Genomic DNA, 15839 nt, shown 5'->3' on the forward strand with positions numbered 1-15839 from the left:
GCGGCTTGTAATCGCCGCAGCCTTGCAGTATATTGTTCATGCAACGTTTACGGTTATGAAAAAGATCCTTGTACTCATGATGGTGCTGGGGAATTCAGCCCTGGCGCAACAATCTCCGCTCACCCTCTGGTATGCGAAACCGGCAGTCCGGTGGGAAGAAGCCTTACCCGTCGGCAACGGGCGCCTGGGCGCCATGGTTTACGGCCGCACCGGCCAGGAGATCCTCCAGGTCAACGAAGAAAGCGTTTGGGCCGGCGTCAAATTCAACGACGGCAACGCCGACGCAGGGAAGTATCTCGATACCATCCGCCGGCTTATCTTCGAGAATCATAACGCGGAAGCATTTGCACTGGCCGACAAATTCTTTCTCGCCACCGACGGCGGCAACCCGCCGCGCCCCGCCCGCAGCTTCCGTTCCAACCAGACGCTCATGAATGTCAACATCGACTACGGATTCGAAGATGCGGAAGCATACCGCCGCAGCCTGGAACTGAACTCCGGCGTCGCCCTCACCACGTTCACCGTCAACGGCGTCGATTACAAACAGGAAGTGATCGCGTCCAACCCCGACAATATCATCGCCGTGCATATTTCCGCGTCGAAACCCGGCGCCCTCAACGCAGTGATTTTCCTCAGCCGGCCCAATCCCCGCGATACCAGCGAAAAGTTGCGCGATTGCAAAGTGATCGCTGCTGGCCGCCAGCTCGTGCTCGACGGGCAGATCATCGACCGGAACGGAAAAGAGAATAAAGGTCCGGAAGGCGCGCACATGCGCTTTGCAGGCATCGTGCAGGTAACGCCTTCCGGCGGAACAGCCGTTGCGAAAAACGGTGTGATCACCGTGAAAGGCGCCGGCGCCATGACGCTCTACATCCAGGGCGCCACCAATTACAATGCGGTGAAACAAGACCTCGATCCCGGCGCCACCGTAGCCATGGCCAAATGCCGCCGCCTCCTTACCGCGGCTTCGGCAAAAACTTACGCGGCCATCAAAGCGAAACACATCGCCGATTTCAGTCCCATCATGCAACGCGTGAGCCTCGACCTCGGCACTTCCATTAACGCCAGCCTCCCTACCAATGAGCGCCTGGCGGCCGTGAAGAAAGGGGAGGAGGACGTGGACCTTACCGAGTTATACTTCCAGTACGGCCGATACCTGCTGCTCAGCAGCTCGCGCGGGCCGGGCGTTTTGCCCGCGAATCTGCAGGGCATCTGGAACCAGCATCTCGATGCGCCGTGGAATGCGGACTTCCATACAAACATCAACCTGCAAATGAATTACTGGCCGGCGGAAGTCACCAATCTTTCGCTGACTACCGCGCCGTTGTTCGATTTCATGGACCGCATCCGGCCGGAGGGGCGCATCACGGCGAAGAAGATGTACAACGCCCGCGGATGGGTGGTGCACCACTGCACCGATGCGTTTGGCAAAACAGGCGTGCAGAACGGCGTAGGATGGGGAACTTTCCCCATGGGCGCCAGCTGGATGTGCCTCCATTTCTGGGAACACTTCGCCTTCACGCTGGATTATAAATTCCTCCGCGAGAAAGCCTATCCCATTATGAAGGAACACGCCGAGTTCGTGGAAGATTTCCTGGTGAAAAGCCCGGAAGGCTATCTCGTCACCTCGCCCGCCAGTTCTCCCGAAAACCAGTTCGTACACCCGGTTACCGGCAAGCCTACCGGCCTGACCTACGGTCCTACCATGGATAACCAGATCCTCCGCGAATTCCTGTCCAAATGCGTAGCCGCCGCGCAGGCGCTCCGCACCGATTCTGCCGACGTGGCGCGCTGGGAAGCCATCATCAAACAATTACCGCCGACCCGCATCGGGAAAGACGGCCGGATCCTGGAATGGATCGAAGAATACCCGGAAGTGGAACCCGGCCACCGGCATATATCCCACCTCTTCGGGCTGCACCCCGGCACGGAGATCACCGAGCAAACGCCCTCCCTCTTCGAAGGCGCGATGCGCACGCTCACCGGCAGACTGGCGCAAGGCGGCGGGCATACGGGCTGGAGCCGCGCGTGGATCATCAACTTCTACGCCCGTCTTAAACAGGCCGACAGCGTATACAACCACATGCAGGCCCTGCTCGCGAAAAGCACGCTGCCCAACCTGTTCGATAACCATCCCCCTTTCCAGATCGACGGCAACTTCGGTGGAACGGCCGGGATCGCAGAAGCGCTCATCCAGAGCCACGGTGCTTACGTGGAACTGTTGCCGGCATTGCCCGCGCAATGGCACACGGGGAAAGTTACAGGACTTTGCGTAAGGGGCGGTTTCGAAATGGACCTGGCCTGGGCCGATGGCAAACTGACCGCCATCAACCTGCGCTCCACCACCGGCCGCAACCTCGTTCTGAAATACGGCCAGCACCTGCTGCCGCTGTCGGTGGAAAGAGGGAAGTCGGTGAACGTGCCGGTCGACCAGTTACTATAGCAAAAAACAAATCCGCATATGATGAGAAAATGGCTGAAGCTCCTGGTATGGGCGTTGTTGCCGGCCACGGCGATGGCACAATACAAACCGACCTGGGAGTCGCTGGACAGCAGGCCCGTTCCTGCCTGGTTTGAGAATGCAAAGTTCGGGATCTTCATTCACTGGGGCGTATACTCCGTTCCGGCCTGGGCGCCGAAAGGTGTGTACGCGGAGTGGTACCAGCAATGGCTGCAATCAGGCAAGACGTACGGCAACGGGCAGAACGGCACCTCCGCCGTGCTCGACCACCACAACAAGGTGTACGGGAAAGATTTTTCGTATTACCAGTTCGCAGATTATTTCACGGTAGAAGATTATGACCCCGACGCCTGGGCGAAGCTCTTCGAAAAGTCGGGCGCCAAATACGTGGTGCTGACATCCAAACACCACGACGGCTTCGCGCTCTGGCCCAGCAAAGAGGCCACCAAAGCCTTCGGCCGCCCCTGGAACGCCATGGACGCCGCTTCCAAACGCGACGTGCTGGGCGACCTCACCGCCGCCGTAAAGAAGACGCCCCTGAAAATGGGCTTTTACTACTCGCTGTACGAATGGTATAACCCGCTGTACCAAAACAAGCAATACCACGAATACGTAACCACCCACATGATCCCCCAGCTCAAGGACCTCGTGAACCGTTACAGTCCTGATATCGTGTGGCCCGACGGCGAGTGGGACCAGACCGACAGCCTCTGGCATTCGAAAGAATTCCTCACCTGGCTGTACAACGAATCGCCGGTGAAGGAATCCGTAGTGGTGAACGACCGCTGGGGCAAAGGCATCCGGCAGCGCCACGGCGGGTATTTCACGACGGAGTACGAAGTCGGTAAAACATTCAGCAAGCCCTGGGAAGAGTGCCGCGGCATGGGGTATTCTTTCGGATACAACCGTAACGAAGACATTGAGGATTACAACAGCGCGCAATCGCTCATTTACCTCCTGCTCGATATTGTGAGCAGCGGTGGCAACCTGTTGCTGGATATCGGTCCGGATGCGCATGGCAAAATACCGCCCATCATGCAGGAGCGCCTTTTGCAGATCGGCAAATGGCTGGATGTGAACGGCGAAGCGATTTATGACACCCGCGCCTGGAAAACCCCCGTGCAGTGGACCGCCGGCAACCGCGAGCAGCCCAAACACAAAGGGTACGTGAGCGCAGAGGTACTGCTAAAGCAAACGGTGGACCCCGCGCCCGGATACGCCCGCAAAGAGCTGTTCTTCACCCGCAAAGGCAGCACCGTGTACGCCATCGCACCCGTCATGCCTGAAGGATCGATCGAAATCCAGGGCGTAACACCCGCGAAAGGCGCCACCGTGCAGCTGCTCGGACGGCCCGGCAACCTGCAGTGGACCAAAACCGCGAAAGGCATTAAAGTAACCGTGCCGAAACTCACCGCCAAAGAAACGCCCTGCGAACACGCATGGACGTTCAAGGTGACGCAGGTAAGCTGATGATTGTTAAATACTGAAAATGAATACTTTAAGCCGGGTGAAATATCGCCCGGCTTTTTTTTGCCCATTTTTTTAACTGTAGATTTAACAATTAAAGATTTGTTGCTATCTTGACAAACTAATCCTTTTCACGTTATACTGAAACAAATATGAACCACCAACTTGTTCTATCCGACTACATCGTTTTTGCGATTTACTTCGTCATTGTGGCCGGGTATGGTTATTACATTTACAACAAAAAACGGAAAGCCAGTACCGACACCAAAGACTTTTTCCTCGCCGAAGGCTCACTGACTTGGTGGGCGATCGGCGCGTCCCTCATTGCCTCCAACATTTCCGCCGAGCAGTTCATTGGTATGAGCGGTTCGGGTTTCAAGATGGGCCTCGCCATTTCCACCTACGAATGGATGGCCGCCGCGACTTTGCTCGTGGTCGCGATTTTCTTCCTGCCCATTTACCTGAAAAACAAGATTTACACGATGCCGCAGTTCCTGAGCCAGCGGTATAACGGCACGGTAGCCACCATCATGGCGGTTTTCTGGCTGTTGCTGTATGTGTTCGTAAACCTGACGTCGATCCTGTACCTGGGTGCCCTGGCGGTGTCCACCATTTCCGGGTTCAGCTTTACAGCCTGTATGATCGGGCTGGCGGTGTTCGCCATCATCATCACCCTTGGCGGGATGAAGGTGATCGGTTTCACGGATGTGATCCAGGTGTTCTTCCTCATCCTCGGCGGTTTGGCTACTACCTACCTCGCGCTCAACCTCGTATCGCACCACTTCGGCGGGGCGGTGGGAGAAACGGCTACCAATACGCTGAATGGCATGTGGGATGGATTGGGGCTCCTCCGGCAGAAAGCGCCCGAGCATTTCCATATGATCTTCGACAAGAGCAACGAAAACTACAAGGACCTTCCCGGCCTGGCCGTGCTCATCGGTGGTATGTGGATCGTGAACCTCAACTACTGGGGTTGCAACCAATACATCACGCAGCGCGCACTGGGCGCCGATCTCAAGACCGCGCGCAACGGCCTGCTGTTCGCCGGTTTCCTCAAACTGCTCATGCCCATCATCGTGGTATTGCCCGGTATCGCCACTTACGTGCTCTGGAAAAACGGCATGTTCCAGGAAGACATGCAGGCGGTGGTAGACGGGGTGAAGCAAGTGAAGCCCGACCGCGCCTATCCCATTCTCCTCAACCTGCTCCCTGCAGGGCTGAAAGGTTTGTCATTCGCCGCGCTCACGGCCGCTATCGTGGCTTCCCTCGCAGGCAAGGCCAACAGTATCGCCACCATCTTCACGCTGGATATTTATAAAAAACATTTCAAGAAAGATGCCGGCGAAGCCGAGCAGGTGAACGTGGGCCGCATCGCTATCGTGGTGTCGTGCATCATCGCCGCCGTGGTGGCGCCTGCACTGGGGAACCTCGACCAGGCGTTCCAGTTCATCCAGGAATATACCGGTTTCATTTCGCCGGGCGTATTCGCCATCTTCATTATGGGCTTCTTCTGGAAACGCACTACTTCCGCAGCCGCGTTGGTAGGCGCCGCGCTGGCCATCCCGCTGTCGGTTGCCCTCATGTTCATCTTCCCCGATCTGCCGTTCATCAACCGCATGGGCTGGGTGTTTGTGATCATCGTGGCGCTGATGGTGATCGTCAGCCTCATGGACCCGAAGAGCAAAGACAATCCGAAAGCTCTGGAGATCGATGCCGGCATGTTCAAACTGGCTCCCGGATTCGCCGTGGGCGCCATTATCATCTGTGGTATCCTGACAGCTTTGTACACGATTTTCTGGTAATAGGATTGCTTAACTTTTTCCCACGTCTACGCATATGTCATTTTTATTAGGTTACGATATCGGATCTTCTTCCATCAAAGCAGCGCTGCTCGACGTACAGAGCGGGCGCTGCCTTGCTTCCGCCACGGGGTCCGACGAAGAGCTGCGCATCCGCGTCCCCAAGCCGGGTTTCGCCGAGCAGGATCCGGAAATGTGGTGGGAGGAAGTCATCAAAGCCACCCGCCGCCTGCAGCAGCAATATCCTTTCGACGCTTCGGCAGTGAAAGGGATCGGGGTTGCTTACCAGATGCACGGATTGGTGTGTGTAGATGAAAAAGGGGAAGTGCTGCGGCCTTCCATCATCTGGTGCGACAGCCGCGCCGTGAAGATCGGCGACGAAGCCGCGAAAAGCCTCGGTGAGGCCTACACGCTTCCGCACCTGCTGAACTCGCCCGGTAATTTCACCGCCTCCAAGCTCCGCTGGGTGCAGCTGAACGAGCCGGCGCTTTATGCAAAGATCCGGCACATCATGCTGCCGGGGGATTTCATCGCCATGCGCCTTACCGGCGTTCCCGCCACCACGCTCTCCGGGCTTTCGGAAGGGATCTTCTGGGATTTTAAGGAAGGCAAGGTGTCGGAGCAACTGCTGGAATTGTACGGTATCGACGCTTCGCTGCTTTCTCCCATCGTGCCCACCTTCGGGGAGCAGGGGAAAGTCACGAAAGCGGCGGCGGAATTATTGGGACTGAAGGAGGGAACGCCGGTTACCTATCGCGCAGGCGACCAGCCGAACAACGCGTTTTCCCTGAATGTGCTCCAGCCCGGGGAAGCCGCCACCACGGCGGGTACTTCCGGCGTGGTGTACGCCGTTCACAACCAGCCGGCCTTTGATGCGAAAAGCCGCGTCAACGCCTTTATCCACGTCAACCATACCGAAAAGGAAACGCGCAACGGCGTGCTCATGTGCCTCAACGGCACGGGCATCCTCAACAGCTGGCTGCGGCAGGTTTCCGGCGGGATGCCGTATGATAAGATGAACGTACTGGCCGCCACGGCGCCCCCGGGGCGGAAGGCCTGCGTGTTTTCCCATTCGGCAACGGCGCGGAAAGAATATTGCAAAACAGGCTCCCCGGCGCCAGCGTGCAGGGGCTCGACTTTGGCATCCATTCCCCCGCGCACCTGCTCCGCGCCGGGCAGGAAGGCATCGTGTTCGCCCTGGCTTACGGGATGGACATCATGCGCTCCATGGGCCTGCGCATCAACCGCGTAAGGGCGGGCAAAGCGAACATGTTCCTCAGCCCCCTTTTCCGGGAAGCCTTCGCCAACGCCACGGGCGCCGAAATCGAGTTGTATAACACAGACGGCGCACAGGGCGCGGCAAGAGGTGCGGGCGTAGGCGCCGGGGTGTTCGCATCCTTCCCCGAAGCTTTCCGCGGAATGGATTGCCTCGCCACCATTTCCCCCGACGCGAAAACACACGCGGCTTACCAGGATGCTTACGCCGACTGGAAAGTGAAATTGCAGCAAATATTGTCGAACAGATAAAATCTTTACAAATGCAGATCATCACAGGTAACAAAACGTACTTCCCGACAGTGGGCGCCGTGAAATATGAAGGCCCCAAATCCGACAATCCTTTTGCGTACAAATGGTACGACGAGAATGCGACCATCAACGGCAAAACGCTCCGCGAGCTGTTCAAGTTCGCCGTGAGCTACTGGCATACCTTCTGCGGCACCGGCGGCGATCCCTTCGGTCCCGGCACCAAGGAATTTCCCTGGCTGGCTTCCAACGATGCTATCCAGTCGGCCAAGGATAAAATGGACGCCGCGTTCGAGTTCATCACCAAGCTCGGCGTTCCTTATTATTGCTTCCACGACATCGACCTGATCGACGAAGGCGCTTCCATCGCCGAATACGAAAAGCGCATGCAGGCCATCGTGGATTACGCGAAGGAAAAACAAAAAGCCAGCGGCGTGAAGCTCCTCTGGGGCACCGCCAACGTTTTCAGCAACCCGCGGTACATGAACGGCGCTTCCACCAACCCGGACTTCTCCGTGGTGGCTTATGCCGGTACGCAGGTGAAAAACTCCCTCGACGCTACGATCGCCCTCGGCGGCGAAAACTACGTGTTCTGGGGCGGCCGCGAAGGTTACATGACCCTGCTGAACACCGATATGAAACGCGAGCTCGACCACCTCGGCCGCTTCCTCGGCATGGCCCGCGATTACGCGCGGAAACAGGGTTTCAAGGGTACTTTCTTCATCGAGCCCAAACCTTGTGAGCCTACCAAGCACCAATACGACTACGATAGCGCCACCGTGATCGGGTTCCTTCGCGAATACGGTCTCGATAAGGACTTTAAACTCAACATCGAAGTCAACCACGCCACCCTCGCGGGCCACACCTTCCAGCATGAGCTGCAGGTAGCGGCAGACGCGGGCATGCTGGGCAGCATCGACGCCAACCGCGGCGATTACCAGAACGGCTGGGACACCGATCAGTTCCCCATGAACCTCAACGAGCTGGTGGAAACCATGCTGGTGATCCTCGAAGCCGGCGGTTTCGCAGGCGGCGGTGTGAACTTCGACGCCAAAGCCCGTCGCAATTCCACCGACCTCGAAGATATTTTCCATGCGCATATCGGCGGGATGGACGCTTTCGCACGCGCGGCTTTCGTAGCTGACCGCATGCTCCGCGAATCTCCTTACCGCCAGTTCCGCAAAGACCGCTACGCTTCTTTCGACTCCGGCAAAGGACTGGAATTCGAAAGCGGCAAGCTGACGCTGGAAGACCTCCGCGCATTCGCCATCGCCAACGGAGAACCGAAGCAAACGAGCGGCCGCCAGGAATGGCTGGAAAATATCATCAACCAGTACATTTAGGCTGTATATTTAGGGCAAAATCGAAGCATGGCATTCAGTATTACGCATAAAGAAGAGAACGGCTTTTCCATCATCGCGCTGCAAGACGACGCAGGCGCGGAAGTACAGATCATTCCAGGATTTGGCGCCCTGCTGCATGCTTTCCGCGTGCCGCACGGAAGCGGACATATCAATATCATCGACAGCTACCAAAGCGATACCGACCTGCACGCAGGGGTAACGGGCAGTTTCAAAAGCGTGAAGCTGAGCCCATTCGCCTGCCGCATCAAGGATGGCGCTTATAACTGGAAGGGAACGGATTACACCATCCGCAAATCCCCCATCCACGGGCTGCTTTTCGATCAGGCTTTCACGCTCATCAAAGAAGAAGCGACCGACAGCTTCGCCGAAATATCCCTGGAGCATCACTACGCCGGCGACGACCCCGGGTATCCGTTCCCTTACCGTTGCGAGGTGCAATACCGCCTGCTGCCTGAGCAAATGCTCCAGGTAACCACGGCCGTTTTCAACCTGCACAACGCGCCGGTACCCATGATGGACGGATGGCACCCGTATTTTACCACGGGCACGCCGGTAGACCGGCTGGAACTGCAATTCAGCAGCACCAGCATCGTGGAATTCGACGAAAAACTGATCCCCACCGGGAAAGTGCTGCCTTACAGCGAATTCGCGCATGGAAAAAGCATGAATGGCGTGAGCCTGGATAATTCCTTTTTGCTGGATTTTGCCGCCGCACAGCCGCTTTGCACGCTGACCGACCCGGAGAAAAACATCCGGATCGCGTTCTATCCCGATAAAAGCTATCCGATCCTGCAGGTATATACACCGCCACACCGGAACAGCATCGCCATCGAGAACCTGACCGGCGCCCCGAACGCCTTCAATAACGGCATCGGACTGGTGACGGTGGAGCCGGGGCACAGCGCGATTTTCCAAACGGCGATCCAGGTAAACGGGGCCTGACGGCTGTTTGGCACAGACTTTGAATTTATGGTTGTAACCCCTCATTAGTTCACCCATAAATTGTCATGTCATGGACATCCTGATGATCAAGGACCGGTGGAGCGAGATCAAGGCGAAACTGAAGCAGCTGTTCGCCGATTTGACGGAGACGGATCTTACCTATGAGCAGGGGAAAGACGACCGTCTCATCCGCCAGATTCAGATTAAACTCGGTATAACCAGGGACGAGGTGATATCCATTATCCGTTCTCTGTAACAACTCGAATTACGGGCAATTCCCGGGGAAGACGATTCCTCCGGGAATTGCTTTTTTATATTACATTCGTGTCTTAACTATTTTCCGGTCGTAAATGTTAGCATAATATGAAACCCATCAGACTGTACTTAATAACCATGCTGCTGACCCTTACGGGCGGCGCGGTTTCGCTCCCGGCCCTCGCCCAGATTGAAACGCCCGTTACCGTCCGCGGCCAGATCACGAGCATTGACGGCAAGATTGTATTATATCCCGCAACGGTCCGGAACAAACAAACCGGCGCCCGCGTCTTTTCCGACCAGGGTGGTTTTTACAGGATCACCGCGCGGCAGGGCGATGAAATCCTGGTTTCTTTCATTGGTTATGTTTCCGATAGCGTGAAGGTGATCAACCTCGCGGGTACGCAGGTCGCCAACATCCGGCTGAAAGCCCGGGAGCGCTTCCTGCCCCAGGTGGAAGTGTCCGGCAAATGGAACGCGTATCAGCTCGACTCTATCGCGCGGTACGAGGAATTCAAGCCCTTCCTCGAAACAAAGGAAAAGACGCTCGTTAACACAGAAAAACGGACCGACGGCGGTTTCGGAATGGTGTTCAGTCCCTTCACCCGCGGCTCCCGCAAAGAAAAGGACCTCCGCAGGTTTAAAAAACTTTACGAGGAAAACGAGCGCCAGCAGTTTGTCGACTACCGCTATTCGAAGAGCTTTGTAAGCACGGTAACCGGTCTCAAAGGCGATTCCCTCACGCAGTTCACCAACATTTACACGCCCAGCTACGGCATGCTGCGCACCATCAACCAGGAAGACCTGATCATGTGGATCTCCGTCCGCGCGAAGAAATGGCGCGAAAATCCGGCGGTGCGCATGAAGGAGAACGAATAAACGAAATTGCTATAAAAGCGAACGGCTGACCTTTCCGGGTCAGCCGTTTTTGTATGCGGTTAATTCAGCCGTTTTACCCGGAAGTAAGCTTTAACCGGCGTGGTAGTGGTTACAGGCGGGGTGGAATGGATGAAATGGCCAGCCGATTCCATGGAAGCGGATCCGATGATCCAGGGGCCGGAAGAACCCGTTTCCAGGACATGCAGACTCCCATGGCTGGGTACTGCTTGTCCGCCGGCGTTGTACATCTGCGCGTAGGTTTGTGCGGTACCGATGTTCAGGAGGAAGATAACGTTGGTGAGGTCCCAGGTCCATTGGCCCGGCTGTTTGCCCTGCCATTTGACACTGGCGGTGGTGCCGTTCTGTTCGGCCATCACGAAGCTTTCACCGGAGGTGATATGTCCGCCGCTGTTGCCGTAGGTGGTCCATCCGCCGCCGGCGACAGATACCGAGATGCCTTCCGGCGCGGTAAAGATCCGGCTGACCAGTATCCCTACGGCGTTCTCGTTGGAGGTGATATCGACCGTTACGAGGGCGGGGTTGGTGGCGGGGATTTGTGCAGGGGCCGTGTATTTGCCGGTGTTGGTGTTGCCGGCGAGCTGACCGCTGCCCTGGAGCGTCCATTTTTCGATATATCTGGGATCGAGGAGGGTTTTGGGGTCGAGGAGGGCGGTTTCCTTGCCTTGGGGCGTAAGGGGTTCCAGGAGATCATCCTGTCCGGGCAGTACGCATTTCACGGCCAGGGAAACCTGCTGTCCGGGGTCGGCTGCTACCATGGCGGGCTGGAGGGAGATGGCTTCAAAGAAGCTCCAGTCGGAAAAATGGGTGGTTTGCACCGAGAGGGTCTTATTGGCCAGGTTGCGGAGGGCGCCAACGGTGTACCAGATACCATCGGCCTTTTGGGTGGCGATGCCCAGGGCGCCGGGGATGGTGCCCAGGAGGTCTTCGGCCGTAAACCGGATGGTGAGGGTAGCGGGCTTTTTGAAAGTGAGGGCTTCCGGCTGGAGGCGGTAGGCCAGGCCTTTACCGCCGGGGGCGGTATTGGTGATGGGCTGGATGAAGAATTCGGTTTCATTGTCCAGCGCGCCCGCCGGGATGGTGAGGGTGATCCGGGCGCCGGGGTATTCGACCGTGCCGCCCGCGGGCCCCACTTTTTACTGAAAGGTGTTCCCTGGGGCGTTCCCTTGGCCGTGGGGATGCCTTTTCCGCCTTCGGGCGGGGTGGGAGCGGGTCCGGTTTTGGGAGACGGTTTGGAACATTGGGTGCAAGCGAGCATGGCTGCGAGCAGCAGGGGTAAACTGAAAAATCTATTCATAATTGCGCTGAGGTTAATGAAGCTGCGCAAAGGTAGGGCAGGGAAGAGGGGGCGGCTATAGGCAGTAACGCTTAATTAAAAGCGAAGGACCGGCTGCCTGGATGATCCATTGCAGCCGGTCCTTCTATTTTTCATTTTTCAATCGCTTAGTTGTACACTTTCACCATATATACGAATTCTTCCAGTTTGCGTGCCTGCTCCACGCGGGGGAGGCCCAGCAGCTGGTTCTTCTGTCTGAGGTCTTTGCGGTTGAATTTCTCTTTCGGTAATTCTTCGAGTAATCTTTTCAGGTGGCCGGATTTCACGGCGAAGGCGATGCCTTCGGAGGTGGATTGGCGGCCGGTGATGATGCCGATGAGCTCGCCGTTCATATCGAGCAAGGGGGCGCCGGAGTTGCCGGGGTTCACGGGGATGGACACCTGGTAGGCCAGGGTATCGCCGTTGAAACCGGTTTGCGCGCTAATGTAGCCCATGCCGAAAACGATCTCGTCGCGGGGGTAGCCCATGGAGAACACTTCCTGCCCGAGGCGGGAGGGGTCTTTTTGAGCGTATAAGGGAGCGGGGCGGAGCGGAAGGCGCTGTCTGCCACACGGAGAACGGCCAGGTCGCTGGATACGTCTTCGAATACGCTGACGGCTTTGAAGGCTTCCCCTTTGTGGTTTTGCAGATAGATGGAGTCTGCCCCGGCGATCACGTGGTAATTGGTGACCATATAGCCGTTGCGGGAGATGGCGAAGCAGGTGCCGCCATAGGTGCCGGGGTTGACGGGGCCGGCGTTTTTATTATTGATATCGCGGATGAGGGCGTTTTGCGAGCGCTGGATGTTGTTCAGCACGCGGCGTACGTCTTCATACTTGGCGGTATAGGAGTTTTTGGCGGAGCGCTGCATGATGGCCATGGTAGCCAGGGAGGTAACCAGGGCGATGGATGCGGCGGCGGCAACGGAGTACCAGGTGCGGCGGCGGCTGGTCATGGGTACTACGGGGGCTTGCTGAGCCGGCTGGAGTTGCGCGGTAGCAGCGGCGGCCTGCGGGTGGATGGCGTTCATCCGGGCGCGGAGGCTTTGGCGGGCGCCGTGGGCCCTGAGCTGGGAGAGGAACGCCTCGTGGTCGGATACTTCCCGTTGGAGTTCGGGGGTCCGGCGCAGGAGGGATTCGAACGCTTCTTTTTCCCGGGCGGTCATTTCACCGTCCAGGTAGCGTTCTATTTCCTGTATTTTATGTAATTCGTTCATCACGGATTCCTGCTTGGCTTTATATTAGTTCGCAAAAAATAGTTTCTTCAGCCGCATAAGGCATTTGTACTTCTGGTTCTTGGCGTTCTCAGCATTGGTATACCCGAACTGACCGGCGATTTCCTGCATGCTCCGGCGGTGGATGTAATATTCCTCCAGGATGGTTTTGCAGGGCTCCCCGATCTTCCCCATGGCGGCTTCCATTTGCCGGAACTGCGCGTCTTTCTCGAGGTGCGTTTCCAGGGCGTCGGCCGCGTCGGGGGATTCTTCCACGTCTTCCGGGAGGGGGCTGTTGTAAGGCCCGCTCTGGAGCTTTTTGAGCCACATCCGCCGGCAAACGGCGTAGAGGAAGGTTTTTAACCGGGAAGAGAGTACAAAATTCCCTTCTTTTGCCTTCTCATATAAGACTATCATCGATTCCTGGAAGATGTCTTTGGCATCGTCCGCCGACCCATTGTGCTGCAAAATCATCCGTTCTATCATCGGATAATGCTCCAAATAAATGATTTCCAGAGCTTTATCGTCGTTAGCGGCTAATCTGTGCAGTAATTCCTGATCCTTTTCTATGTGCAAAAGATGATTCACTGATTAATACGGTTTGGGCAGGTTTAGTAACCCAAAGTAGGCAAAATAAATTTTTTTTCAGATTGCGGGTTACCTTTCGTTTGATCCGGGTATAAAGGTTAAATCTCATTTCAAAAAACCTTAAAACGTATCAAAATGAAAAAATTCGGTTTCCTCGCACTCGCACTGGGTCTGTTCGCTGTAGCTTGCAACAACGCTGGTACCTCCACTGAAGGTGATTCCACTAAAGTTGACAGCCTGGTTCAGGAAGCTCAGAGCACTGTTGACTCTGCTGCTGCTGTTGTTGATTCCGCTGCTGCCGTGGTTGACTCTACCGCTAAAGCTATCGACTCTACTGCTAAAGCTCACTAATTATAGGCAAGCATTAAAGGATATTCATCCGGCCCCCTGCACCCGCAGGGGGCTTTTTTGTGCATCACACATACCCTGGGCGAGAGTGGCTGCCCAAGGGGGAATTTACCTGCAGCATGTATATCATCCGTAGGTAAAGCAGGGGTACTTAAGGGTAAATGGTTGGATACTAAGGGGTTACTGTATCCTGTTAGGACGCTGATATACCTTTGATATACATTACCCCCTCTTTTACCCTACAGTTACCCTATAGTAAGTATGAAGTAAGGCCGGATGTACGCCCGGGCACAGCCAGGAATTATTTGCTATAGCATTCAATCCGCCGTTTTGATGACCAATTAACCGGTATATTTCTGTTTTTCTTGAAAATGGTTTAATGTGCGGCCTATTTTGTTAGATGAATTTTATATTTTACTTCCCCTGTTTGAAAAAATGAAATCCTGCTTTACTTTTGTTCTATCAAACAACGCAAACACACTATCTGATGCAACAGCATACTTTTGGATACTTTTACGGCTTTTACTTTTTCTGGTACCAGAATTAGGAGGTTCGTTTTTACTGATCCAAACAGATAAAAAAATACAACGGGCCTCCTGCAAAAGGGGGCCTTTTTCTTTGTAACGAATTATGCAAACCGGTAAAAAACAGATATGTCACAGAATCGATTTTATGCCTGCTATTTTTACTTTTTCTTTTACGCAAAAGAAAGCGGGACTCTCTTGTGACAACGGTTCGCCGGTAAGATAAAGGAAAGGGTCCCGCCAGTCAGCGGGGCCCTTTTTATTGCTCAACAGCATTTTTAAAACACATATATGCGCATCGCGATCCAGGGATTTGAAGGATGTTTCCACCAGATAGCCGCCCAGAATTACTTCGGCAAACAAACTGAAATCGAGGCCTGTGCCTCCTTCTCCGAGCTCGTCAGAAAGGTGAAAAACGCCGAAGCCGGGGTAGACGGCGGCATGATGGCCATCGAAAACTCCATCGCCGGCAGCATCCTGCCCAACTATTCCCTCCTCAAAAACTCCGGCCTTCACATCGTAGGCGAACTGTACCTGCAGATCAACCAAAACCTCATGGTGATGCCCGGGCAAACGATCGACGATATCCGCGAAGTGCACTCGCACCCCATGGCGCTGCTGCAATGCATGGACTTCCTCGCCAAATACCCCCACATCAAACTCGTGGAAACGGAAGATACCGCCCTCAGCGCCAAACATGTGAGCCAGAAAAAACTGAAATCCACCGCCGCCATCGCCGGCCAGCTCGCCGCCGATATCTTCGGCCTCGAGGTGATCGGGCGCAACATCCACACGGCTAAAAATAACTATACCCGCTTCCTGGCCATTTCCCGGAACGGCGTAGCCACCCCCGGGGATGCTAACAAATCTTCCGTATATTTCCAGACTTCCAACGAACGGGGAAGCCTTGCCCGCGTGCTCACCATGATCGCGCAGGAAGGCATCAACCTGAGCAAAATCCAGAGTTTTCCGATCCCCGCGAAGGAATGGCATTATTACTTCCACGCCGACATGGAATTCGACTCCCCGGAGCATTTCCAGCAGGCGCTCGATAAAATCGCACCCCTTACCGAGCAGCTGACCGTGCTGGGGATTTACAAAAAAGGCAATACGCATACCTGATACCAACAATAATCTAACAC

At 55.7% G+C, this 15839-nt stretch carries 15 protein-coding genes; 11 read left to right on the forward strand and 4 right to left on the reverse strand.

The window, feature by feature from the left end:
• Nucleotides 1-55: 55 nt before the first annotated feature.
• From WJU16_RS19740 to WJU16_RS19780, 9 genes are all read left to right on the forward strand, one after another.
• Nucleotides 56-2443, forward strand: a complete 2388-nt coding sequence (locus WJU16_RS19740; RefSeq protein WP_341835133.1) for a glycoside hydrolase family 95 protein — start codon at nucleotides 56-58, stop codon at nucleotides 2441-2443.
• Nucleotides 2444-2461: 18 nt separating this feature from the next.
• Nucleotides 2462-3931, forward strand: coding sequence for an alpha-L-fucosidase (locus WJU16_RS19745; RefSeq protein WP_341835134.1), 1470 nt, complete (start codon nucleotides 2462-2464; stop codon nucleotides 3929-3931).
• 149 nt (nucleotides 3932-4080) lie between these two features.
• On the forward strand, nucleotides 4081-5730 hold the full coding sequence (locus tag WJU16_RS19750) for a sodium/sugar symporter (protein WP_341835135.1): 1650 nt from the start codon (nucleotides 4081-4083) through the stop codon (nucleotides 5728-5730).
• Nucleotides 5731-5764: 34 nt separating this feature from the next.
• Nucleotides 5765-6979 (forward strand): FGGY family carbohydrate kinase, encoded by a 1215-nt coding sequence (locus tag WJU16_RS19755; protein ID WP_341835136.1) that lies wholly within the window; start codon nucleotides 5765-5767, stop codon nucleotides 6977-6979.
• On the forward strand, nucleotides 6946-7254 hold the full coding sequence (locus WJU16_RS19760; RefSeq protein WP_341835137.1) for a hypothetical protein: 309 nt from the start codon (nucleotides 6946-6948) through the stop codon (nucleotides 7252-7254). Before WJU16_RS19755 ends, WJU16_RS19760 begins: the two co-directional genes overlap by 34 nt.
• A gap of 11 nt (nucleotides 7255-7265) precedes the next feature.
• Nucleotides 7266-8594: a xylose isomerase gene (xylA, locus tag WJU16_RS19765; protein WP_341835138.1), complete on the forward strand. Its 1329-nt coding sequence runs from the start codon at nucleotides 7266-7268 to the stop codon at nucleotides 8592-8594.
• A gap of 27 nt (nucleotides 8595-8621) precedes the next feature.
• Nucleotides 8622-9557 (forward strand): aldose 1-epimerase, encoded by a 936-nt coding sequence (locus WJU16_RS19770; RefSeq protein ID WP_341835139.1) that lies wholly within the window; start codon nucleotides 8622-8624, stop codon nucleotides 9555-9557.
• A 70-nt stretch (nucleotides 9558-9627) separates the two neighbouring features.
• A complete protein-coding gene (locus WJU16_RS19775; protein WP_298709099.1) occupies nucleotides 9628-9813 on the forward strand; it encodes a general stress protein CsbD in 186 nt (61 codons plus the stop codon).
• Between the two features lie 107 nt (nucleotides 9814-9920).
• Nucleotides 9921-10691, forward strand: coding sequence for a hypothetical protein (locus WJU16_RS19780; RefSeq protein WP_341835140.1), 771 nt, complete (start codon nucleotides 9921-9923; stop codon nucleotides 10689-10691).
• Nucleotides 10692-10750: 59 nt separating this feature from the next.
• On the opposite strand, the gene WJU16_RS19785 is transcribed toward WJU16_RS19780, so the two are convergent.
• From WJU16_RS19785 to WJU16_RS19800, 4 genes are all read right to left on the reverse strand, one after another.
• Nucleotides 10751-11842, reverse strand: coding sequence for a hypothetical protein (locus WJU16_RS19785; RefSeq protein WP_341835141.1), 1092 nt, complete (start codon nucleotides 11840-11842; stop codon nucleotides 10751-10753).
• A 310-nt stretch (nucleotides 11843-12152) separates the two neighbouring features.
• Nucleotides 12153-12512, reverse strand: coding sequence for a trypsin-like peptidase domain-containing protein (locus WJU16_RS19790; protein ID WP_404980215.1), 360 nt, complete (start codon nucleotides 12510-12512; stop codon nucleotides 12153-12155).
• Nucleotides 12410-13240 (reverse strand): trypsin-like peptidase domain-containing protein, encoded by an 831-nt coding sequence (locus tag WJU16_RS19795; protein ID WP_404980350.1) that lies wholly within the window; start codon nucleotides 13238-13240, stop codon nucleotides 12410-12412. Before WJU16_RS19795 ends, WJU16_RS19790 begins: the two co-directional genes overlap by 103 nt.
• 24 nt (nucleotides 13241-13264) lie before the next feature.
• Nucleotides 13265-13825: a sigma-70 family RNA polymerase sigma factor gene (locus WJU16_RS19800; protein ID WP_341835142.1), complete on the reverse strand. Its 561-nt coding sequence runs from the start codon at nucleotides 13823-13825 to the stop codon at nucleotides 13265-13267.
• A gap of 135 nt (nucleotides 13826-13960) precedes the next feature.
• Here WJU16_RS19800 and WJU16_RS19805 point away from each other — a divergent pair, with 135 nt between their 5' ends.
• Both WJU16_RS19805 and WJU16_RS19810 read left to right on the forward strand, forming a co-directional pair.
• A complete protein-coding gene (locus WJU16_RS19805; RefSeq protein WP_298714428.1) occupies nucleotides 13961-14176 on the forward strand; it encodes a hypothetical protein in 216 nt (71 codons plus the stop codon).
• A gap of 812 nt (nucleotides 14177-14988) precedes the next feature.
• The gene (locus WJU16_RS19810; protein ID WP_341835143.1) at nucleotides 14989-15819 is read left to right on the forward strand and encodes a prephenate dehydratase; all 831 of its coding nucleotides are present in this window, start codon (nucleotides 14989-14991) and stop codon (nucleotides 15817-15819) included.
• Nucleotides 15820-15839 lie beyond the last annotated feature (20 nt).

This window comes from Chitinophaga pollutisoli (genome assembly GCF_038396755.1).
GTDB lineage: Bacteria > Bacteroidota > Bacteroidia > Chitinophagales > Chitinophagaceae > Chitinophaga > Chitinophaga pollutisoli.